Here is a 21,612-nt window from a genome sequence, read left to right as displayed (position 1 = left end):
GGGTGCGACGTCCGGGCGGGCCTACTCGCCGGCCTCCAGCTTCGCCAGGCGGTTCTCGAACATCCGCACGACCTCGGGCCGGGCCGTGGTGGCCTTCTCGTAGGCGATCATGTCCCTGATCTGCTGGATGCTCTTGCCGCGCATGCGGGCGCGCAGGGAGGCGACGGTCAGCCCCGCGTAGCCGGGCAGCGGCTCGAAGGGCAGTCCTCCGTCGGTGGCACCGGCGGTGGCGGCGGCCACCATCGCGGCGGTCCCGGCGGCCGGGCCGGCCGCGGCCTTGCTCGCCTCGGCCTTGGCCTTCTTCGCCTTGGCGGCCTTGGACTTGGCGAGGTCGGGCTCGGCGGGCTTGGTCTTGACGACCTCCACCTCGGCCTCGACCGGGGCGGCGCCGGTCGCGTCGGGCTTGTCGACCTCCACGTCGACCTCGGCGACCTCGACCTTCACCGCGGGCGGCGTGGGCACGACGGGCTCGGGCCCGGAGGCCTTGCGCCGGGGGGTCTTCGGCGCGGCCGGGGCGAGGGTGACCGGTTCGGTGGCGGCCCTGCCGCCGTTGGACCCCGCCGCCGGGGCCTCCTCCTCGGCGGGCTTGCCGTCCGTGGCGGGGGCGGCCTCCGCGGCCGCGGCGGGCCCGGCCTTCCCGGCCGGGGCGGGAGCCTCGCTCCCGGTGGCCGGGGTGCCGGAGGTCGCGGTCTCGGAGGTCGCGGTCTCGGCGGGCTTGGTCTCAGCGGGCTTGGTCTCGGCGGGCTTGGTCTCGGTGGCCGTGGTCTCGGCGGGCTTGGTCCTGGGCGCGGCCGGGGCGAAGATGACCGGCTCACGGCGGGCCGGCTTCTCGTCGGTCTTCTCCGCCGCCGGGGTCTCCTGGCCGGAGACCTCCGGGCTCGTCTCGTCGAGCCCGTCCTTCTCGCCGGCCGTGCGCTTGAGCTTGCTCCGGAACCGGTCGCCGAGCAGGAGCGCCTGCCCGATCCCGTTCAGGGTGGTCTGGATCACGTAGAGCGGTAGTTCCTTCGCCTTCCCGGCGACGTTGCGGATGAGATCCGGGACTGACATGTCGTCTCCTGGAGAACGGTATTGGGCGGCTGATCCGGCTATAGGGTGCTTTGTGTGGTCAAGAGGCACGGGAACGGGCCTCATCGATACTCCACGTAGCATAAGAACATGACTTCTAAGACCGGCGCGACTCGACGCGTGCTTGTGGCCAAGCCCCGTGGATACTGCGCGGGGGTCGACCGTGCGGTCCAGGCCGTCGAGAAGGCCCTGGAGCAGTACGGCGCGCCGATCTACGTGCGCAAGCAGATCGTCCACAACACCCATGTGGTCAGGACGCTGGAGGAACGCGGGGCGATCTTCGTGGAGGAGACCGAGGAGGTCCCCGAGGGCGCCATCGTCGTCTTCTCCGCCCACGGTGTCTCCCCGGCGGTCCACGCCGAGGCCGCCCAGCGCCGCCTGAAGACCATCGACGCCACCTGCCCCCTGGTGACCAAGGTCCACAACGAGGCCAGGCGCTTCGCCTCCCAGGACTACGACATCCTGTTGATCGGCCACGAGGGCCACGAGGAGGTGGAGGGCACCGCGGGCGAGGCGCCCGACCACATCCAGCTGGTGGACGGTCTCGACGCGGTCGGCTCCGTCCAGGTCAAGGACCCCGACCGGCTGGTGTGGCTCTCGCAGACCACGCTCTCGGTGGACGAGACCACCGAGACGGTCTCCCGGCTCAAGGCGCGCTTCCCGAACCTCATCGACCCGCCGAGCGACGACATCTGCTACGCCACCCAGAACCGCCAGGTCGCGGTGAAGGAGATCGCCGCCGAGGCCGAGCTGGTGATCGTCGTCGGCTCGGAGAACTCCTCCAACTCCAAGCGCCTGGTCGAGGTCGCCCTCGACCACGGGGCCGACGCCGCCTATCTGGTCGACAACGCCTCGTTCATCCGGGACGAGTGGCTGGAGGGCGTCACCACGGTCGGTGTGACCAGCGGGGCCTCGGTCCCCGACGAGCTCGTCGCCGGGGTCCTGGAGCGCCTGGCCTCCGGCGGGTTCCACGACGTCGAGGAGGTCCACTCGGTCGAGGAGAGCGTGCGCTTCGCCCTCCCGCACGAGCTCCGCAAGGACCTGCGCGCCGGGGTCTGAGACCCGGGGAAGGACCCTCCGGCGCGGACCCGCGCGCCGGGGGCCGGCCCGCCCGTCCCGGCGGAGCGGGGACTCCGCGGAGGCCTTCGAAGACCTCCGGGAATGCCTCCGCGAATGCCTCCGGGAAGTCCTTCACCGAGGATCGCGGGGAGGCCGCCCGGCCTCATCCGTCCTCTCCGCCCGCCCTCACCGGCCCCCTCGCTCGCCGGTCCCTTCACTGGCCTTCGCGGGGCGTGCCGTACATCCGGGGCTCGAAGTAGCCCTCGGGCTCGGGGGCGAAGCCCGCCGCCCCGCCCGAGCGCGGCCGGGGCACGGCGGCCCCGGAGGCGCGCAGCTCCTCGCGCAGCTCGCGGACGCAGTCGGTCAGACCGCGCCGCCAGGCGACGACCAGGACCAGCGCCGAGCCCGCGAACAGCCAGGGGGCCCCGCGCGACAGCGAGGTGTAGACACCGAGGCTGAACGCCGCGGCAGGGGAGGCCGCCGTCAGGGCCCGCACCGCCTCGGCGACCAGCATGGCGGCGAAGAAGACCAGGGGCGGGGAGACCACCAGCGAGAGCAGGTCGCGCGGGTTCACCAGCCACGCCGCGGCGAGGCAGCCGCCCACGAACGCCACGCCGACCACGACCGGGAGCCCGAGCAGGGAGTTCAGCAGGCTCCCCGCCAGTGTGGACACCAGAACCGCCGTCACCGCGCCCCGCGCGGTCAGCCGGACACCGGAAGCCGCCTTCCGCTCACCCACCTGTGACCACCTCGCCCGTCGCCCCCCTCGCGCCGCTCCTGCGCAGTCTCCAGTGTCAGGCTCCCCCGCGTTTCTGGAAACGGGTCTCAGAGCGGTCCGTTGGCCAACTTACCGTTCAGCCGCGAGGCGGGGGATGCGCTTGGCGTCTCTTCTTCCGGCGGCATCCCTTCCCGCGCCGGCTCGTCGTCCAGCAGTTCGGGGGAGGCCAGCGCGCGCGGCAGTTCCTCGACGGTCTGCGGCCGGTCCAGGTCGCCCCCGGTCAGGCCCAGATCGTTGAGCTTGCGCGCGCTGACCAGGACCCGGGTCTCCAGGGAGCCGACCGTCCGGTTGTAGGAGTCCACGGCCCGGCTCAGCGAGCGGCCCAGCGCGTCCAGGTTCCGCCCCATGCCGCTCAGCCGCTCGTAGAGTTCCTTGCCCAGCTCGAAGACCGCACGGGCGTTCTCGTTGAGCGCGGCCTGCTGCCAGGCGTAGTGCGCGGTGCGGAGCATGGTGACCAGCGTGGTGGGGGTGGCGATGTGCACCCGCCGGCGCAGGGCGTACTCCAGCAGGCCGGGGTCGTGCTCCAGCGCGGGGGCCAGGAAAGCCTCCCCGGGGATGAAGAGCACCACGAACTCCGGGGCGGGGCTGAAGGCCTGCCAGTAGCTCTTGGCGGCCAGCCGGTCCACGTGCTCGCGCACGTGCCGGGCGTGGTCGGCGAACCGGGCCGCGCGAGGGCCGTCCTCGGTCGCCTCGGCGGCCTCCAGATAGGCGGCCAGGGAGACCTTGGCGTCCACCACGATGTTCTTGCCGCCCGCCAGCCGTACGACCATGTCGGGCCGGACGGCGCCGTCGGCGGTGACCGCGTTCACCTGCTCCTCGAAGTCGCAGTGGCGCTGCATGCCGGCGATCTCGGCGACCCTGCGCAGCTGCAGCTCCCCCCAGCGGCCTCCGGCCTCGGGCCGCTGCAGGGCCCGCACCAGGGCGCCGGTCTGGGCGCGGAGCCGGTCGTTGCTCTCCCGGACGATCTCGATGTGCCGGGTCAGCTCGGCGTGGGCCGCCCGCTGGCCCGACTGGGTGTCGCGCAGCTGCGCCTCGACCCGGGCCAGGGTGTCCTTCAACGGCTCGATCAGGTGCTCGACGGCCTGCTTGCGCTGCTCCAGCTCCCCGGCGGCCGCGGCGCGGTCGGTGGCCAGCCGGGACTCGGCCAGCTCCAGGAAGCGCAGGTTGTTGACGTCGAGAGCGCGGGCCGACAACGCCCGGAAGCGCTCGGCGAGCTGCTCCTCGACGTAGGCGGCCTTCTCCTCGGCGGCCCTGGCCCGGGCCTCCGCCTCCGCCAGGCGGACGGAGGCGGAGGCGGCCCCGGACGCGGTGCGGGCCCGGCCGAGCAGGAACCCGATGGCGAGCCCCGCCGCGAGCCCCACGGCGAGCTGGAAGGCGAGTGCCATGACGTCCATGCCGGGATGATCCCAGTTCCGGCCTTCACCGGCGGTCCGACACGCCTAGCGCACCGACCGGGCCGTTCCGCTTGTGCACACGTGCTCCATCACTCAAAGTTTCCTAGGGGACACGTAAAGTGAGGTGGCTTCGTGGGTAAGGACGGCTCACATCCGAAAGCGGCACCCATGCTGGGCGTCACGCTGGTCGTGGTCGCCACCGTCGGCGCCGCCGCGATCGGGCTCATCACGGGGCAGGGTGGCATGGGGCAGGGCGGCATGGGGCAGGGCGGCACGGAGCCGGCGCGGGAGCGGGCGGTGGACGCGGCCCGGACGGTCCCGGCGGTGCTCGCCTGGGACCGGGGCGCCTGCGTCGACCGGGTGGGCGCGGAGTTCGAGCTGGTCCCCTGCGGGGCCGCCGACGGCAGGGTGATCTCCGTGGTCGGCGCCCGCGCCGCGGACTGCCCCGCCGAGACCGACGAGTTGGTCGCGATCCCCGCCGCGCCCGCGGCGCCGGGGGGGCACGCGGAGGCGGCGGAGGCCCAGGCGGCCGGCGAACCCGGCGGGCCCGGAGAGCTGTCCGTGCACGGTGCGCGGACCGGCCGTACGGCGTGCGTGCGCAGCCTGGCGGGGCCGCACGCCGGAGACCCGGGCGGGGGCGGCGGGGTGCTGCGCGCGGGAGACTGCCTGGCGCTGCGCGGCGGTGAGCTGCCCTGCTCGGCCCGGGGCTGGTACGGCAGGGTGCTGGCCGTGGTGGACCGGGCCGGCCCCTGCCCGCGCGGCGCGCTCGACGCGCTCGCCGTCGGGGAGCGGTCGGTCGCCTGCCTGGGCGCGGGGGGCGGGATGCTCGCGGTGGGGGACTGCGTGGTCGAGCCCCGCGGGCCGCTGGTGAGCCGCCGGGCGCTCGCCAAGGCGCCGTGCGACTCCCCGCGGGCCTGGGCGGAGGTGACGGCCAGGAGCGGCTCCCGGGCCGGCTGCCCGGCCGGCTCCGACCGCTATCTGCGGGTGCGCGGGCCCGGGATTCCCCGCCCCGTGACCTGCCTGCGGCGAGTGGCACTGCACGGTTCCCCGTAGACTCGGGTCACGTGAGCCTGAGCATCGGCATCGTCGGACTGCCCAACGTCGGCAAGTCCACGCTTTTCAACGCGCTGACCAAGACCGCCAACGCCCTGGCGGCGAACTACCCGTTCGCCACCATCGAGCCCAACGTGGGCATCGTCGGCGTGCCCGACCCGCGTCTGGAGAAGCTGGCCGAGATCTTCGGCTCCGCCCGGATCCTGCCCGCGAAGGTCGAGTTCGTCGACATCGCCGGTCTGGTCCGGGGCGCCTCCGAGGGGCAGGGCCGGGGCAACCAGTTCCTCGCCAACATCCGTGAGACGGACGCGATCTGCCAGGTCATCCGGGTCTTCTCCGACCCGGACGTGACCCACGTGGACGGAGCGGTCTCCCCCGAGCGCGACATCGAGACCATCAACACCGAGCTGATCCTCGCCGACCTGCAGACGCTGGAGAAGGCCGTCCCGCGCCTGCAGAAGGAGGCCAGGAACAACAAGGACCGCAAGGCGGCCCTGGACGCGGCCGAGGCGGCCGCCAAGCTCCTGGACGGCGGCACGACCCTGTACGCCGGGGCCAAGGGCGCCGGGATCGACCCGGCGGACCTGCGGGACCTGCACCTGCTGACCGCCAAGCCGTTCCTGTACGTCTTCAACCTCGACGCCGACGAGCTGACCGATGTGGAGCTGCGGGGCAGGCTCTCGGCGCTGGTCGCCCCGGCCGAGGCCGTCTTCCTGGACGCCAAGATCGAGTCCGAGCTGGTCGAGCTGGACGACGAGGAGGCCCTGGAACTGCTGCAGTCCGTCGGCCAGGAGGAGTCCGGCCTGGCGCAGCTGGCCCGGGTCGGCTTCGAGACGCTGGGCCTGCAGACCTATCTGACGGCCGGCCCCAAGGAGGCGCGGGCCTGGACCATCCGCAAGGGCGCGACGGCTCCGGAGGCGGCGGGGGTCATCCACACCGACTTCCAGCGCGGCTTCATCAAGGCGGAGGTCGTCTCCTTCGAGGACCTGGTGGAGGCCGGCTCCATCGCCGCGGCGCGGCAGGCGGGCAAGGCCCGCATCGAGGGCAAGGACTACGTCATGCGCGACGGCGACGTCGTGGAGTTCCGCTTCAACGTCTGATCCCCGGCGCGTCCGGATCCCGGCGCGTCCGGGTCCCCGCGCTCGGGCGCGTCCGTACCCCGGCGCCGTGCCCCGGCCCCCGGTGCGTCCGTACCCCGGCGCCGTGCCTCTCCTGGCGTGTCCGTTCTCTCGAAGGGCGGGCGCGGTCCACCGGACCGCGCCCGCCCTTCGTGTCGTGGGGTCCGGCCGCGGAGCGCCGCCGAATGCGCAGGTCGGGACAGTCCATGTGCTTTTTGGATAGCAATGGGTGGCGTTTCGGTAATCGACATGGGGGTTGGCCAGCGGTAACGCGTGCTTTCCGGGGCGGCCGGGTGTCCCCGGGGGCCGGGGCGGAGTCAGACCCGGTTTGCTCAGTCGGCGTGATGACTGCAGCATGGGCGTGGTTTTCCTGGAAGAATCGGCGAGGCGGTTAAGGTAATCGCTTCACCATGGCTAACGGGGGCCGGAGTAATACGACACCGCGCCGGCCGGGGGGCGGCGCGAGCGGAGGCGTGATGGCTCGAAGGTCGACCGTCCAGCGGGATCCTGGGATCGCTGGTGACCCGGAGCTGTCGGCGTACCCGGAGGCGTTCGACGAGCCCGCCCCGGCGCGGGGGCGGAGGGCGTCGCGCCGCGGTGGCTGGGCCGGGGGCGGGGGGCGGTGGCTGGTGTGGACCGGCCGCGTCATCCTCTGGGCGCTCATCATCGTCATCCTGGTGAACGGGATCCGTGCGCCATTTGAGAGGTTTACCAATCAAAGTGCGACTTCAGGTGAAACGTCGGTTTCTCCTGACGCCGGATTCCCCACGACGAAGGCCACCTCATTCGCGAGCCAGTTCGCGGCCGTCTACCTGAATTTCGACGCGGTGCGGACGGAGGAGCGGGCCAGGAGGCTCGCGCCCTTCCTGCCCGACGGCGTCGACCCCCAGTTCGGCTGGGACGGCCTCGGGCGGATGAGCGCCGGGGCGATCCAGCCCTACGGGGTGGAGGTCGCCGATGCGCAGAACGCCGTGGTGACCGTGACGTTCCAGTCGGACGACCGCCGCCAGCTCCTGTCCGTCCCGGTCTTCCACGACGGCGCGACCGGGAGGTTCGTGGTCTCCGGCCGCCCGGCCATCCTGCCGGCGCCGACCCCGGCGGCCCTGCCCGCCGTGCGCGAGCCCGACCGCGACGAGGCCGCCGAGCAGGAACTGCGCACGCCCATGGCCAACTTCTTCAAGGCCTACGCCGCCAGTGACACCGCCTCCCTGCAGCAGTACGCCGCCGAGGGGGCCGTCCTCGACGGGTTCGGCGGGAACTTCACCTTCCTGGAGCTCAAGGAGCTCGTGATGCCGCTCACCGGGGGCGCCACGAGGGAGGTGACCGCGACGGTCGTCTGGGGGGTGCCCTCGGGGGCCACACCGGCCGCCGACTCCACCGCCGACCCGGGGAGCGTCAGCGGGAGGCTGGAGCAGGCCTACGTCCTCACCGTGGTCAAGCAGGGCGACAAGTGGTTCGTCCAGAGCATCCGCGGCGCCGGACGGTCCGTGGGGTGACGCATGATCGAATGGTGTCGGCCCCCAGCGAACAGATCCCCCCTGTCCGGCGATCCGGTGACGAGGCGGGCGGCGTGTGCGCGCCGCCGTACGACCCTCCGGCGCGCGCGGTCATGAGCACGGAGGACGAGAAGTGACCCTGCAGACCATCCTGCTGAGCGTGATCGACTTCGCCCAGCAGCCGACCGGCCAGCCTGCCGCCCCCGCGGCCGGCGTGGACACCGAGGGGCTGGCGGACTTCCTCCGTCAGTTCTTCGCCCCGCTCTTCCTCGTCATCGTCTCCGTGGTGGCGCTGTTCTTCCTGTTCACCAGGGAGATCACCAGGTTCGTCCAGTTCATCATCCTCGCCATCGCCATCGGCGTGATCTTCTACGTGCCCAACATCATCGAGGTGACGGCCAAGGCGATCGCGGGCGCGCTGGGCATCACGGGAGGCTGAGGCCGCACCCCGGCGGCCGGACGGAGACAGCGGAGAGGAGGAGCGGGTGGACCTGCCCACGTATACCAATATCTGGCGGATCGAGAAGCGGCTCTACAAGCTGTACGACCTACGGTTGCCGATGCCGCTTCCGATCGTCTGGATCGGTGTGTTCGTGGGCGTGACGGCTCCCTGGTCGTTCCTGCTCGCGATGCTCGGCGTGCCCTTCGACGCGCCCTGGCACGTGGTCTACCTGGTCCCGCCGGGCGTGGTGACGTGGCTGTCGACCCGGCCGGTGATCGAGGGCAAGCGGCTCACCGAGCTGCTCCAGTCGCAGGCGCGCTACCTGGGCGAGCCCCGGACCTGGTGCCGGATGGCTCCCTCGGCGGAGCCCGCGGAGATCACGTTCGTCGGCCGGGTCTGGCGGACGCTCCCGGAGCAGGCCGGACCGGTCCGCGTGAAGGCCGCGCGGAAGGCCGCGGCGGAGGTCTCGGTGAAGGTCTCGGCGGAGGACGGGGCGGAGGCGGAGCGGAAGTCCGAGGGGAGAGCCGGGCTGAGGGCCGCCGGGAAGGTTCCGCGCAAGGCCCGCCACGCCGCCCCCAAGCGCGGGACCGAGGCGCCCCGCAGCGCGGTCCGTCCCGCGGTGGCCGCGGCCGCCGCGGCCGCGGCGGCGGCTCCCGTCACCGGCGACCGCGTCGTCTGGGGCACGGCCTCCGCCCCCCGCAAGGGAACCGCCCCGGCTCTCGGCGGAGGACCGCCCGCCCTCGGAACGGCGGGCGGACCGGCCGGCGCCTCCACCGGGGGAGCGGCCCGGGGCTCGTCCGAGGTCCCGTTCGGGGTGGCGGAGTCCGCGGCGCCGGTCGCCCCGGAGTCCGTTCCGGCGGAGCGCTCCGGAGGGCTCACCGTCGTCCCGCCGCCCGGGTGGGCGCCGGCGGACTCCGCCGGGTCCGCCGCAGGCCTCGCGTCCGCGCCCGGATCCACCGCGGGTCCCGCGTCCGGGTCCGGGTCCGGGTCCGCCGCGGGTCCCGCGTCCGGGGCCGCCGCCGGGCCGGTGGGGTCCACCCCCGGGCCGGCGTCCGGGGCCTCCTCGGCCCGTCCTCCGGTCCGTGTCCCGGGGAGCGGCCGACCCTCCGCCGAGACCGGGCAGGCCCCGGCCACTCCCATCGACGCCGAGGCCCTGCGCCGCCTGCGCAGGCTGGCCGCCGCCGTTACGCCCGCGACCGAGCCTGCCGAGCCCGCCGCTGCCGACGCGTCCGCCGGTCCCGGTGTGCCCGCCGTTGCCGGTGCGCCCGCGACCGAGCCTCCGGGCGCGTCCGATTCCCCGGACGCGCCCGCCGCAGGCGAGCCGGCGGCTCCCGGCGCACCCGGCGAGCGGCCCGGCGTGCCCGCGGCTGCCGACGCCTCCGAACCGCCTGCTTCCGAATCGCCCGCCTCCGAGCGGTCCGCCTCCGAGCCGCTCGCCTCTGAACCGCCCGAGGCCTTCGGCGAGCGGAAGGCGTGGCCGCAGGAGCGGCCGGTGATCGTACCCGGCGGCGTCTCCATCCGGGCCGTGCCCACCGCCCCCGCCCCGGTCGACCCCGCGACACCGGTGGCCCCGCCCGGTCCCGGCGAGGCCAGGGTCCGCCGGGTGGAGTCGGTCATCGGCCGCGACTCCGAGGGCGGCTGGCGGCGCCTGGCACAGGTGGTGATGGGACCGGGCGGGAGCCGTACGGACGGCTCGGAGGTCGACGAGGCGCGGGCCCGAGGGGCCTTCACCGGCAGCCGCAGGGTCGTCGTGCTGGGCTGCACCGGCGGCGCGGGGCAGACCACGACGGCGCTCATGCTCGGCCACACCCTCGCCCGCCACAGGGAGGACCGGGTGCTGGCGGTCGACGCCGGCGCCGGTGCGCACGCCCTGTCCACCCGGGTCGAGGGAGAGTCGCCCGAGACGCTGAGCTCCCTGCTGGCCGGTCTGGAGAACGTCCAGGGCTATCTGGGCATGCGGGCCTACACCAGCCGCTGCGCCTCCGGTCTGGAGGTCCTCGCGAGCGACGCCGACGCCGGCGCCGAGCAGCGCCTGACGGACCGGGCGCTCTTCTCCGACCGGCGGCTCGGCCAGGCGATGGACCTGCTGGAGCGCCACTACAAGCTGGTCGTGGTGGACCCGGCCGCGGCGCTGGCCGCCCGCCTCGTCCCCCACGCCGACCAGCTGGTCATGGTCGTCCCGGCCAGCGAGGACGGGGCGGAGTCGGTCGCGATGACGTACGACTGGCTCGACGGGCACGGCTGCGCGGACCTGCGGCGGCGGGCGATCGTGGTCGTCAACGGGGTGAGCCGGCGCAGCATGGCCGACGTGGAGCAGGCCGAGGCGGTCGCCCGCGGCCGGTGCCGGGCGATCGTCCGGGTGCCCTGGGAGGACGAGCTGGCCCCCGGCAGGTCCGAGACGGTGGAGCCGTCCCACCTGCGGGCGCCGGGCCGCCGGGCCTACCTCGCGCTGGCCGGCGTCGTGGTGGCCGGCCTCGCGGCGGCACGGACGAGCAGGACGAGCGAGGAGGAACTGGCGCAGTGACCCCCGGGGCGCGAGAAGAAGACGTGATGTGCCCGTGAACCGACGATCCAGGCGACCGGTGAAGGAGAAGGAATGAGCCGCGCGGCGCGGGCGCGCAGCCGCCTCGCGGTCCGGTACTTCGACGACCGGATCCTGCTGACCGACTCCTCGGCGTGGGCCTACTTCCGCCTGCCGACCGTGAGCTACGAGTTCGTCACCCCGGAGGAGCGGGAGGCGCTGGCCACCAACATCACGATCGCCCTCGCCGCGATCCGGATGCCGGACGCCGAGGTGCACCTGAGGGTGGCGCACCGCACCTACCCGGCCGCCGAGTGGGCGCTGGCGCTCAACGCGACCTCGGACGAGGGGCCGGGCTGGCGGGACTACCTGGAGGAGATGTACCGGCACGTCTGGGCCAAGGACTTCTGGACGAAGGAGGTCTACCTCGGCGTACGGCTCGGCGCGCGCGGCCGGCAGCTGGGCGAGGGGGCGTTCTCCCAGCTGTTCGGCATCTACCGCAGGAGCGAGAAGGTCCTGGGCGTCGAGGACGACCACGTCCCCAGGTCCGAGATCACCCGGTGGACCGAGCAGGCCGAGCGGCTCGGCCGGGCGCTGGCGGCCAGCGCGCTGTACGCCCGGCACGCCACCTCGACCGAGATCGCCTGGCTGTTCCAGCACGCCGCGACCGGCTCCCTCGGCGATCCGCCGCCCTCGGCCAGCCCGAAGCGGCGCTGGGGCCGGGGCGAGATCGAGTCGCTGGTCGAGGGGCAGATCCACAACGGCAGGTCGCTGCTGCGCATCGAGCAGACGCACGGCGAGTCCTACGTCGCGCACCTGTCCTTCGCCCGGTTCCCCGACCTGATGGCCTTCCCCGACGGCGAGCCGTGGCTGCACTTCGCCGACCAGCTGCCCTTCCCGGTGGAGATCAGCTCCAGGATGCGGCTGATCCCCCCGGTCAAGGCCAGCAAGGACGTGGCGCGCAAGCTCGCGCACGCCCGGGACATGGACATCCACATCCGGGAGGCGGGCGCGGAGGCGCCGCTGGCGCTGGCCGAGCAGATCGACGCGGCCCGCATGCTGGAGCACGGCATCACCAAGGAGCGCCTGCCCTTCGTGTACGGCTGGCACCGGCTGATGGTCTCGGGGCCCACCGAGGAGATCTGCGTGCAGCGGGTGGAGGCGGTCGTCGAGCACTACCGCGACCTGGGCATCGACATCGTCAACTCCACCGGCGACCAGTTCTCGCTGTTCTGCGAGGCGCTCCCGGGCGAGCGGGTCCGGGTCAACGCCTACGCCCAGCGGCAGCCGCTGCGGACCATCGCGGGCGGCATGGCCACGGCCACCGTGGACCTCGGCGACCGGGTGGACGAGACGAACGCCGGCTGGGTGGGGCCGTACATCGGCGAGACCCTGGGCCGGGCCCGGAGCATCGTGCACTTCGACCCGCTGGTGGCGGCGGCCCGGAACCGGCCGACGGCCATCGCGATCACCGGTGAGCCGGGCGGCGGCAAGACGACGCTGGCGCTGCTGATGATCTACCAGATGGCGCTGCGCGGCGTCACGGTCGCGGTGATCGACCCCAAGGGCGACGCCGAGTCCCTGGTCCGGCTGCTGCGGGAGCGGGGGCGGAAGGCGCGGACCATCCCGCTGGGCTCGGCCGCGCCCGGGCTGCTCGACCCGTTCTCGTTCGGCGACGACCTCGCGGCCAAGAAGACGATGGCCACCGAGACCCTTCGCCTGCTGCTGCCGCGCATGTCGGAGGAGCGCGAGTCGGCGATGATCCAGGCGGTGGCGGCCGTCTCCAACGGGCCCGACCCCTCGCTCGGCAAGGTCGTGGAGTTCCTGGAGCAGGCAGGGGACGCCGCCTCCAAGAACCTGGGCGCGGTGCTCCGCTCGATGTCGGAGATGCACCTGGCCCGGCTCTGCTTCGACCCCTCCGGCGGCGAGCAGATCGACACCGAGGGCTGGACCACGGTCTTCACCCTCGGCGGGCTGACCCTGCCGGACGCGGCCACCGGCCGCGACGACTACTCCTACGAGCAGCGCCTGTCGGTGGCGCTGCTCTACCTCGTCGCGCAGTTCGCCCGGGGCCTGATGAACGGCCTCGACCGGCGGACCCCCAAGGCGATCTTCCTGGACGAGGCGTGGGCGATCACCTCCACGCCGGAGGGCGCCAAGCTGGTGCCAGAGGTGAGCCGGATGGGCCGCTCGCGCAACACCGCGCTGGTGCTGGTCTCGCAGAACGCCGGAGACCTGCTGAACGAGCAGGTGACGAACTGCCTGTCGTCGGTCTTCGCCTTCCGCTCCACGGAGCGGGTCGAGGTGGGGAACGTGATGTCGCTGCTGGGGGTGGACCCCTCCGAGGAGCACAAGGCGGTGCTGCGCTCGCTGGGCAACGGCGAGTGCGTCTTCCGCGATCTGGACGGCCGGGCGGGCCGGATCGGGGTGGACCTCATCTCCGGCGAGCTGCTGCGGTGGCTCGACACCAATCCGACCCGCGACAAACCCGGCGGGAACGTGCACGATCTACCTGGGGGCGACGGAGCCGGCAGGGCGGGGGCGACGGTGCTGGAAGGGCGGTCATGAAGGGCACGGACGACAGACCGAGACGTTCGCGCCGGAGGCGGCGCGGGCTCGCCGCCGTGCTGGTGGCGTTCGTGGCGTTCACGGCGCTGCCGCTGGTGTTCCCCACCGGCGGCTCCATCGCCGCCGCGGCACCCTGCGACCTCTCTCCGGACCTGGCCCCCGAGGTGGTCGGCGGAGGCGTGGACGGCCTGGTCAAGCCTCCGGCGACCGAAGGGGCGCAGACCGGGCAGCCGGGGCCGGCCGCGCGGACGAACTACGCCACCTACGGCATGAGCGGCCAGTTCTGGCACACCCATGAGCTGGGCTGCGACGACGTCGCCGCGGTGCTGGGCAACGCCTGGGCCAACACGGTCTTCTCCTGGGCCAAGGCGCTGGACCGGCTGACCATCACGACCTACCAGGCGGCGGCGAGCGAGGGGCCGCTGGAGTCGATCAAGAATGTCGTCGACGACATCGTGGTCAGCCTCTCCGAGGCGATGTACTGGCCGTACCTGCGGCCCGTGGTGATCCTCGGCGCGATCTGGCTGGCCTGGTACGGGCTGATCCGCAAGCGGGCGACCACGACGGCCGAGGGCGTCATCTGGATGGTGCTGGCGGTCACCGTCGCGGTCTGGTTCTTCAGCCGCCCCGGCGACCTCACCGGGGTCGGCAAGATCGTCACCGACAAGACCGGCGAGGTCGTCAACTCGGCCTTCTCCGGCCTGCCGGGCGCCGGCGGCACCTCCTGCCTGCCGGCCAAGGGGGAGACCGCCGCGCAGCCGCAGGCCGGGGGGTACGGCCGGCCCGGCACCCCGACCGTGGACCAGAACGCCGACGCGCTCTGGTCCACCCTCGTCTGCAAGCCGTGGCTGATGGGGGTGTTCGGCACCGCCGACCCCGAGGCCCCGGTGGTGAAGGCCCTGGGCGCCACGACTCTGGACATCCAGGCCATCGACGCGGCCGAGCAGCAGGCCGCCCAGACTCCCGACTCGGGCGCGCACCAGGCCCGCTACGAGGAGGAGGTCGCCAAGTACCTGAAGCCCACCCCGGTCTACTTCCTCTTCCAGGGCAAGGACTGGACGAACCGGCTCGGCATCGCGATCGGCGCCTTCATGGCCGCGGTGGTCGCCGGAGTCCTGATCTTCCTGGTGGCGGTCTCGCTGCTGGCACTCAAGATCGGGTTCCTGCTGCTGGTCATCATGGCCCCGGTCTTCCTGCTGATCGGCGTCCATCCGGGCTCCGGCCGGATCATCGCGATGCGCTGGGTGGAGATGCTGATCGGTACCCTGCTCCGGCAGGCGGTGCTGGCCCTCGTGCTGGGCGTGCTGGTGTACGGCTACGCCCTGATCATCTCCACCGCGATGCCGTGGGGCATGCAGGTCATGCTCATGGCGCTGCTGACGATCGCGGTCTTCTTCTACCGGCGGCCGTTCCAGCACCTGTTCTCCTCCATGGACGGGCACACCTTCACCACCCGCATGCTGGGCGAGGCGGCCAGTGCGCCGACCCTGCAGCGCGCGGCGGGCGTGCTCCCGCCGGTCGCGGCGGCCCGCGCCGGACGGTGGGGCATGCGCAAGGCGGAGCCGCTGCTGCAGGCGGCCGCGGCCGCGGGCGGTGCGGGGGCCGGCGCGGCCGCCGCGGTCGCCCAGGGCAGGGTCAGAGGCCAGGAGGACGCCGCGGGCACCCCCTCGGGGGCCCGGGTCCCCGTCACCGCGCAACCCGCGCCGCTGGACCCCGAGGGCAAGGCCGCGGGGCGCAGGGCCGCCGCGGCCCGTCCGGCGGCCGCGTCCCGGCCCGGCGCGGCGCCCCCGCTCAACCTCTCCGCCGGCCGTCCGGCGGGCGGCTCCGCGGGCCGTGCCCCGGGCGGCCCGTCCCCGGTCCGGCAGGGCGGGCCCGGCACGTCCTCCGGTGCGTCCTCCGGCGGGGGCGGCTGGTTCGGCGGCCGTTCCGGCGGCGGCTGGGCCTCCCGGAGCGGTTCCGGCTCCTCCTCGGGCGGCCGGGCCACCGGGGGCGGCGGCCGTTCCGGCGGGAGCGTCTTCGGCGGCGGCTCGCGGGGCTCCTCGCAGGGCTCGGGCGGAAGCGTCTTCGGTGGCTCGCGGGGCCCGTCGGGCGGGTCCTCGCGCGGCTCCTCCGGCTCGGGCGGGAGCGCGGACAGGACCTCCGAGGCTCCTCCGCTCTGGCTGCCGAGCCGCTCGGAGCGGGGCCGGGCGGCCGACGAGGCCCCCAGGCCGTTCTGGCTGCGCCCGTCCGGGCCGGACAGGTCGGACAGGGAGTAGCTGGTGATGGCGGAGAGCGGCGGCCGCCGCGGGGTGGTCTTCGCGGTCCTCGTGGCACTGCTCGCGGCGGTCGGGATCTACCTGACCATGTGGGAGACCGGGGGCGGCCGGGCGGTGGAGGCCGATCCGGTGGGCGCCGGCCGTACCGGGGCCGCCCCGTCGGCTCCGCCGGGGCCGGCGGTGAGCGCGGAGCCGCCGCGCCCGTCCGCGACGGCCAGCGACGCCCCCTTCGACGTCTACTCCTACCTGCCGATGACCAAGCAGGAGCTGTCCGCGGCGGCCGACTACGCCCGGCGGTTCGCCGCCGAGTACGGCACCTACCGCCATGACGAGGACCCGGTGGCCTACTCCGGCCGGTTGCGGGGCTACGCGACGGCGGAGTTCGGCGAGGTGCTGGCCCGGGCCCGCACGTCGGCGGGGTTCGCCGAGGCGAACCGGGCCGACGAGGTGGTCTCCACCGGCACGGCGACGGTGAGGGAGATCCGGCAGATCCAGGACTCCTCCGTGGTGTTCGTCGTCGCCTGCACCGAACGGATCACCGCGAGGAGCGGCTCTCGGGAGCAGGCCTACGAGTACGCCGTCACGCTCGTCCCGGTCGGCTCCGACTGGCGGGTCCACGATCTGCAGCCGGCCGACGAGGGCCAGGAGGGGGACGAGCAGCCGGTCGGGAGCGGCGGGACCGGATGAACGGCGGCACGCGGGTGAGGATCGGCCTGGCTCTCGCCGTGGCCGGAGTCTGCCTGGTCGCACTGATCATGGCCCCGATGATGATGGTGGGCACCTTCCCGACGATCATCGGTGGCGGCCTCGCCGACTGCGAGGAGACCGCGCAGGCGGCGGGGGAGTCCGAGACGGCCCTGGACGACATCCCGCCGGAGTACCTCGAGCTCTACCGCGAGCACGGCGAGAAGGTCGGCGTGCAGTGGAACGTGCTCGCCGGGATCGGCAAGCGGGAGACCGACCACGGGCGCTCCACGCTCCCCGGTGTGCGCAGCGGGACCAACCACGCCGGCGCGGCCGGGCCGATGCAGTTCCTGATCAGCACCTGGGGCGGCAAGGCGAAGATCAAGATCCCGTCGGAGTTCAACGGCTACGCCTCCGACGGGGACGGCGACGGCTGGGCGGACGTCTACAACCCGGCCGACGCCATCCTGGGCGCGGCGAAGATGATCAAACGCAACGGGGCGCCGGAGGACGTCCGGCGGGCGCTGTTCGTCTACAACCGGGCCTGGTGGTACGTGGACCAGGTCATGGAGATCGCCGAGCGGTACGCCGCGGACGGCGCGGTCGCCGTCCCGCCTGAGGCGGCCGAGGAGTGCGACGAGGACCTGGTCGAGGCGGCGCCCGACGGTGTGGTCGCGCAGATCCTGGAGTACGCGCTGGCCCAGCGCGGCAAGCCGTACCTGTGGGGCGGGACCGGGCCGGACGCCTTCGACTGCTCGGGGATCGTCTACATGGCCTACCGGAGCGCGGGTCTGAGCATCCCCCGCACCACCTTCGGCCAGTGGCCGTTCGGGGTGCGGATCCCCGAGGGGGAGGAGCAACCGGGCGATCTCGTCTTCTTCGACTCCGGTCCCGGCACCGGGCCGGACCGGCCGGGGCACGTGGGCATGGTGGTCTCACCGGGGAAGATGATCGAGGCCCGGTGCCGGCTCTGCGGACCGATCAAGGTCACCTCCTACCGGACCCGCACCGGCATCGTCGGCTTCACCCGGCCTCTGCAGAACCCCTCGGTCCAGGAGCAGTTGCGGCTGCGCGCCCAGGGCTGAGAACGGGGAGCGGCACCGCCGTCCGCGCGACACCGCCGTGACGCTGCAGAATCGAGGGTTGTCAGGGATTCCGGCCCGGGGCCGGGTTCTCCACGCTGGAGGCAGTGGGTGAAAGTCGTCGTAGGGGCCGCCATCGTCGACGGGGCGGGCAGGGTGCTCGCCGCGCAGCGCGCCGATCCGCCGGAGCTGGCCGGGGGCTGGGAGTTCCCGGGAGGGAAGGTCGATCCGGGGGAGGACGACCTCACGGCGCTGGTGCGGGAGTGCCGCGAGGAACTCGGCGTCCTGATCGAGGCCGGGGAGCCGGTGGGCGGTGACTGGCCGCTGGGCACCGGCCGCGTGCTGAGGGTCTGGCTCGCGGCGATCGTGGAGGGGGAGCCGGAGGCGAAGGAGCACAGCGAGCTGCGCTGGCTGGCCCCGCACGAGCTGGAGGACGTGACCTGGCTGCCCGCCGACCTGCCGATCGCGCGGGCGGTGCGGGAACGGTTGACGGGGATTGAAACATAGCCCATCGTGACATAACTGCTACAGAGCGTGTTGTCGTCATGCGTTCATATCGGGGGATGGAGACGCGCGGTGACCGTACTGTGCAGAAGATGGTGGAAGCGCGCCGTGATGGTGTCGGCGCTCGGGACAGGGGTGCTCCTGCCGGGAGGGTGGCTGGCGGTGCACGCGCTCGAGCCGGACCCCGACGCGCCTCCTCTCGACCTGACCGGGGCGGCCGTGCCGTTCCCGTCCGTGGTGCCGGCTCCCATAGCGCCCATGCCGCCCGTCCCGTTCAGGCCACCGGTCAAGCTGCCCGCCACGAAGAAGCCGCCGAAGAGGCCCGGACCGCCCCCCGGCCGGACCGGACCGTCCGGTGCCATGGAGAGCGCCTTGCGCGGCCTCGGAGGGATCTGGGGCGCGCAGGACGCGTACGGCGGGCAGTACGGCGGGCAGGGCGTCCGGGGCGTCAGCGACGTCTGCGAGGTGGAGGACGCCTGGGACGGGGAGAACACCGGGCAGGCATGGGACTCCTGGGACGTGGGCGGTGCGGAGGGCTTCCGGGAGCGGCGGGACCGGGTTCCCGAAGGAGCGCGGGGCGCGGACGGCGGCCGGCGCGTCATCCCGGATCCGGACGAACTCCAGGTCCTCGGGGCGCCGGAGGGCGCCTACCCGGCGTCCGGGCCGGCGCCCGTGCCGGGGCCGGGGACCGGGCGGCGACCGGTCGACTGCCTGCTGGACCGGATGTTCCCCGGCTCGGCGGGACTGGCCGCCGTCCTCACCCCGGAGCCGTACGAGGCCCCCTACGGAGTGCAGGGGGTGGACCGCCCGGACGACCACTGGGCGCAGGACGGGCAGGGGGCGGATCACCTGGACGACCACGGAGTACAGGGCGTGGACGGAGTGGAGCATCCGGACGGTCATGGCGTGCAGGACGGGGAGCCGGGCCGGCCGGACGACCGTGACGTGTACGGCGGGGAGGCGGTGGACCGCCCGGACGGTCATGGGGCGCAGGACGGGGAATCGGGCCGCCCGGACGACCGAGACGTGTACGGCGGGGAGGAGCCGGGCCGCCCCGACGCGGAAGGCGTGGAGGAAGGCCGCCCGGACGACCGTGACGTGTACGGCGGGGAGGCGGTGGACCGCCCGGACGGTCATGGGGCGCAGGACGGGGAATCGGGCCGCCCGGACGACCGAGACGTGTACGGGGGGGAGGAGCCGGGCCGGCCGGACGACCGTGGCGTGTACGGCGGGGAGGGGCTGGGCCGCCCGGGCGACCGTGGCGGGGAGGCGGCCGGCAGGCCGTGGAAGAGACCGAGGCGGCCCGTCGCGGACTTCCCGGAGACCGGCGTCGCCGCCGGCCATCCGCAGGCCGGTGCCGCGGTGGACCAGGGGCAGGCGCCTCCCGCGCCCGCGCCCGCTCCGGCCGTGGCGTGGCCGTGGCCGGTCCCGTCGTTCGCCTGGCCCACCCCGTCGAAGCAGCCGCCCGTGTCCTGGCCCACGCCGCAGGTCAGGGTGCCGTCGGCCGCGCCCGCTCCGGCGGAGAGCGAGCAGCCGCAGGGCGCGCCTCTGCCGCTGGAGCTGAACAACCGGAGCCGTGAGATCGAGATCGTGCGGGAGCATGAGCCGCAGGTGGAAGTGCGAGGGCTGCCCGCCGCGGGGGTGGCGATCGGCGGTCTGCTCTGCTTGCTCTGGTTGCAGGCGAAAGTGCAGCAGAGACGTACTGCGCGCACCGTGTCGCGCTGATGGCTTTGCTGATAATTTGACCCGGCTAGTATTTTCTTGACTGAGTCGCCCGGGAGTGCACGGAGGCACCGGTGACGAGATCCCGCCGCACGGCCGCCGCCTCTGCCGTGCTCATGTCGATGGGACTGAGCGCTGCGGTGATCCTCGCCGCAGCGTCGCTCGCCGGCCCCGGCCAGGCCTCCGCGGCCACCAGGGTGCTCCACGTCAACCCCGACGAGATCCCGGGCTGCGACGTCGATCCCGCGGCCGAGTGCAAGGAGCAGCCCGAGGACCCCGAGGACGGGGCCACGCCGGTCGTCACCGTCACGGTCACCGCCAATCCCGACGGGAGCGTGCCCAAGCCGACGGCCAGCACGACGGGGCAGGTGACGGTGACCGCCACGGTGACGGTGCCTCCGAAGAAGTCTTCGTCCCCGGGGTCCCCGGCGTCCCCGGCGACCACCACCACGGCCCCGGAGCCGCCCCCGGCGCAGACGGTCCAGCCGCCGCCCGCGACCTCCGTCGCCGAACCGCCGGTGACCCCGTCCCCGGAGCCCGCCGACCAGGAGCCGCAGTTCCCCAGCGCCGAGCAGAACCCGACGACGATCCCGACCGCGGCGGCCGAGCCGAGCACCGGCGCCTCCCCCGGCTCGGACTCCTCCGCGGTGCCGTACGTGATCCGCAACGCGACCTCGGGGGCGAGCCCGGCCACGCTGAGCAAGCAGCTCGGCATCCCGGCGCTGATCCTCGTGCTGCTCGTGCTGTTCGCCGTCCTGATCTTCGAGGGGCGGCTGCGCCGGATGGCCCACGCCGCCGCGATCCGCCGCGCCGGTCCCCGCGCCGCGGTCCCGGACGGGCACCCCGCCGGAGCCGCCTACGCCCCCGGTTACGTGCCGGGCGGCTTCCCGCACGCGGTCTACCCGGGGAACGCGGTCTACCCGGGCGGCACGGCCTACGCCCCGATCATCAGCCTCGTCCCGATGCAGATGTACGGGCCGGCCTATCCCGAGGCGTATCCGGCCGGGCCGTACCCGCAGCAGCCGTACCCCGCGCAACCGTACGACCCGCAGCCGTACGACCCGGCGGCGGCGCCGGGTCACGAGCACTTCCCCTACGGCCCCTACGGCCCGCCCTACGGCGCGGAGGCTCCCGGCGCGATGTCCCAGGAGCAGGCGCCGCCCGGTGCCGCGGATCCGGGCGGGGAGCCCCGCCCCGGACCGTCCGTGCAGCCCGGGGCGGTCCCCGGCGGGTCGTGGTTCACACCGGCCCAGGACACGGCGGCCCAGGACACGGCGGCCCAGGACACGGCGGCCCAGGACACGGCGGTCCTGGGCAGGCCTGCCCAGGACGCGCCGGTCCGGGAGGCGGGCGTGCAGGGGGCGCCGGCCGCCGCCGACGGGGAACGGCCCGGAGACCGGGGACGGTCCGCGGCGGGCGCTCAGGACCCCCTCCCGGGGGAGAAGGACTCCGGGGTGTTCGCGCCGGAGCCCGGACCGCGCCCCGGTGGGCCGTTCCCGGGTGACCCGGCGCTCCAGGCGGCTCCGCCCGCGGGGCGTTTCCCGCAGGACCCGTCCCTGGCCGGTCCCGGTGCTCCGCTCCCGCCCGGAGGTCCCGGTTCCGGAGATCCTGGTTCCGGAGGCCCTGGTTCTTGGGGCCCCGGTTCCGGAGGCCCCGCGCTGCCACAGGAAGGACCCGGTCTCCCGCCCACCGGTCCCGGCGGCACGGCGGTCTACCCGCTGCCGGACCAGGAGGCGAAGAAGAAGCGCGGCCTCTTCCGCCGTAGGTAGCCGCCGGCGCGAACCGCCGGTCCCCGGAACGGCCCGTCCCCGGAACGGCCGGTCATGGGGCGGCCGGTCATGAGACGGCCGGTCATGGGGCGGCCTCCGACG

The 21,612-nt window shown here is 74.1% G+C and carries 16 protein-coding genes; 13 read left to right on the top strand and 3 right to left on the bottom strand.

Annotated features, from left to right (window positions below):
- Positions 1 to 21 precede the first annotated feature (21 nt).
- Positions 22 to 1,047 carry a hypothetical protein gene (locus ACFOWE_RS08620; protein WP_377286631.1) on the bottom strand — a complete coding sequence of 342 codons (1,026 nt, stop codon included), beginning with the start codon at positions 1,045 to 1,047 and terminating at the stop codon, positions 22 to 24.
- A gap of 108 nt (positions 1,048 to 1,155) precedes the next feature.
- On the opposite strand from ACFOWE_RS08620, the gene ACFOWE_RS08615 reads away from it, so the two are divergent.
- Positions 1,156 to 2,124, top strand: coding sequence for a 4-hydroxy-3-methylbut-2-enyl diphosphate reductase (locus ACFOWE_RS08615; protein WP_377286629.1), 969 nt, complete (start codon positions 1,156 to 1,158; stop codon positions 2,122 to 2,124).
- Between the two features lie 214 nt (positions 2,125 to 2,338).
- Here ACFOWE_RS08615 and ACFOWE_RS08610 read toward each other — a convergent pair whose 3' ends face one another.
- Entirely contained in the window at positions 2,339 to 2,863 is a 525-nt protein-coding gene (locus ACFOWE_RS08610) for a DUF6542 domain-containing protein (RefSeq protein WP_377286628.1), read from the bottom strand.
- Between the two features lie 86 nt (positions 2,864 to 2,949).
- On the bottom strand, positions 2,950 to 4,296 hold the full coding sequence (locus ACFOWE_RS08605; RefSeq protein WP_377286627.1) for a DNA recombination protein RmuC: 1,347 nt from the start codon (positions 4,294 to 4,296) through the stop codon (positions 2,950 to 2,952).
- Positions 4,297 to 4,464: 168 nt separating this feature from the next.
- On the opposite strand from ACFOWE_RS08605, the gene ACFOWE_RS08600 reads away from it, so the two are divergent.
- From ACFOWE_RS08600 to ACFOWE_RS08545, 12 genes are all read left to right on the top strand, one after another.
- Positions 4,465 to 5,349, top strand: a complete 885-nt coding sequence (locus ACFOWE_RS08600) for a hypothetical protein (protein WP_377286626.1) — start codon at positions 4,465 to 4,467, stop codon at positions 5,347 to 5,349.
- Positions 5,350 to 5,360: 11 nt separating this feature from the next.
- The gene (gene ychF / locus ACFOWE_RS08595; protein ID WP_377286625.1) at positions 5,361 to 6,449 is read left to right on the top strand and encodes a redox-regulated ATPase YchF; all 1,089 of its coding nucleotides are present in this window, start codon (positions 5,361 to 5,363) and stop codon (positions 6,447 to 6,449) included.
- A gap of 428 nt (positions 6,450 to 6,877) precedes the next feature.
- A complete protein-coding gene (locus ACFOWE_RS08590; RefSeq protein ID WP_377286624.1) occupies positions 6,878 to 7,963 on the top strand; it encodes a conjugal transfer protein in 1,086 nt (361 codons plus the stop codon).
- A gap of 160 nt (positions 7,964 to 8,123) precedes the next feature.
- Positions 8,124 to 8,402 (top strand): hypothetical protein, encoded by a 279-nt coding sequence (locus ACFOWE_RS08585; protein ID WP_377286788.1) that lies wholly within the window; start codon positions 8,124 to 8,126, stop codon positions 8,400 to 8,402.
- 46 nt (positions 8,403 to 8,448) lie between these two features.
- Positions 8,449 to 10,929 carry a TcpE family conjugal transfer membrane protein gene (locus ACFOWE_RS08580; protein ID WP_377286623.1) on the top strand — a complete coding sequence of 827 codons (2,481 nt, stop codon included), beginning with the start codon at positions 8,449 to 8,451 and terminating at the stop codon, positions 10,927 to 10,929.
- A gap of 72 nt (positions 10,930 to 11,001) precedes the next feature.
- The gene (locus ACFOWE_RS08575; RefSeq protein ID WP_377286621.1) at positions 11,002 to 13,494 is read left to right on the top strand and encodes an ATP-binding protein; all 2,493 of its coding nucleotides are present in this window, start codon (positions 11,002 to 11,004) and stop codon (positions 13,492 to 13,494) included.
- On the top strand, positions 13,491 to 15,749 hold the full coding sequence (locus ACFOWE_RS08570) for a type IV secretion system protein (RefSeq protein ID WP_377286620.1): 2,259 nt from the start codon (positions 13,491 to 13,493) through the stop codon (positions 15,747 to 15,749). The genes ACFOWE_RS08575 and ACFOWE_RS08570 overlap by 4 nt, the downstream gene beginning before the upstream one ends.
- Before the next feature lie 6 nt (positions 15,750 to 15,755).
- On the top strand, positions 15,756 to 16,436 hold the full coding sequence (locus tag ACFOWE_RS08565; protein ID WP_377286787.1) for a hypothetical protein: 681 nt from the start codon (positions 15,756 to 15,758) through the stop codon (positions 16,434 to 16,436).
- Entirely contained in the window at positions 16,433 to 17,518 is a 1,086-nt protein-coding gene (locus ACFOWE_RS08560; protein WP_377286619.1) for a C40 family peptidase, read from the top strand. Before ACFOWE_RS08565 ends, ACFOWE_RS08560 begins: the two co-directional genes overlap by 4 nt.
- A 108-nt stretch (positions 17,519 to 17,626) precedes the next feature.
- Positions 17,627 to 18,022, top strand: a complete 396-nt coding sequence (locus ACFOWE_RS08555) for a (deoxy)nucleoside triphosphate pyrophosphohydrolase (protein WP_377286618.1) — start codon at positions 17,627 to 17,629, stop codon at positions 18,020 to 18,022.
- A 69-nt stretch (positions 18,023 to 18,091) separates the two neighbouring features.
- Entirely contained in the window at positions 18,092 to 19,744 is a 1,653-nt protein-coding gene (locus ACFOWE_RS08550; protein ID WP_377286616.1) for a hypothetical protein, read from the top strand.
- Positions 19,745 to 19,815: 71 nt separating this feature from the next.
- Complete coding sequence (locus ACFOWE_RS08545; protein WP_377286615.1) at positions 19,816 to 21,510, top strand: hypothetical protein; 1,695 nt, start codon at positions 19,816 to 19,818, stop codon at positions 21,508 to 21,510.
- The last annotated feature ends 102 nt before the right edge of the window (positions 21,511 to 21,612 follow it).

This window comes from Planomonospora corallina, from assembly GCF_042650625.1.
Classification (GTDB): domain Bacteria; phylum Actinomycetota; class Actinomycetes; order Streptosporangiales; family Streptosporangiaceae; genus Planomonospora_B; species Planomonospora_B corallina.
The sequence above is the reverse complement of the archived record's forward strand: the minus strand, read 5'-3'. Positions and strand labels throughout refer to the sequence as shown.

What these genes read in the sequence shown, in the direction of transcription:
- ACFOWE_RS08620 (WP_377286631.1), bottom strand. Translation starts at nt 1,047, where the DNA reads ATGTCAGTCCCGGATCTCATCCGCAACGTCGCCGGGAAGGCGAAGGAA.
- ACFOWE_RS08615 (WP_377286629.1), top strand. Translation starts at nt 1,156, where the DNA reads ATGACTTCTAAGACCGGCGCGACTCGACGCGTGCTTGTGGCCAAGCCC.
- ACFOWE_RS08605 (WP_377286627.1), bottom strand. Translation starts at nt 4,296, where the DNA reads ATGGACGTCATGGCACTCGCCTTCCAGCTCGCCGTGGGGCTCGCGGCG.
- ACFOWE_RS08600 (WP_377286626.1), top strand. Translation starts at nt 4,465, where the DNA reads ATGCTGGGCGTCACGCTGGTCGTGGTCGCCACCGTCGGCGCCGCCGCG.
- ACFOWE_RS08590 (WP_377286624.1), top strand. Translation starts at nt 6,878, where the DNA reads ATGGCTAACGGGGGCCGGAGTAATACGACACCGCGCCGGCCGGGGGGC.
- ACFOWE_RS08575 (WP_377286621.1), top strand. Translation starts at nt 11,002, where the DNA reads ATGAGCCGCGCGGCGCGGGCGCGCAGCCGCCTCGCGGTCCGGTACTTC.
- ACFOWE_RS08570 (WP_377286620.1), top strand. Translation starts at nt 13,491, where the DNA reads ATGAAGGGCACGGACGACAGACCGAGACGTTCGCGCCGGAGGCGGCGC.
- ACFOWE_RS08565 (WP_377286787.1), top strand. Translation starts at nt 15,756, where the DNA reads ATGGCGGAGAGCGGCGGCCGCCGCGGGGTGGTCTTCGCGGTCCTCGTG.
- ACFOWE_RS08560 (WP_377286619.1), top strand. Translation starts at nt 16,433, where the DNA reads ATGAACGGCGGCACGCGGGTGAGGATCGGCCTGGCTCTCGCCGTGGCC.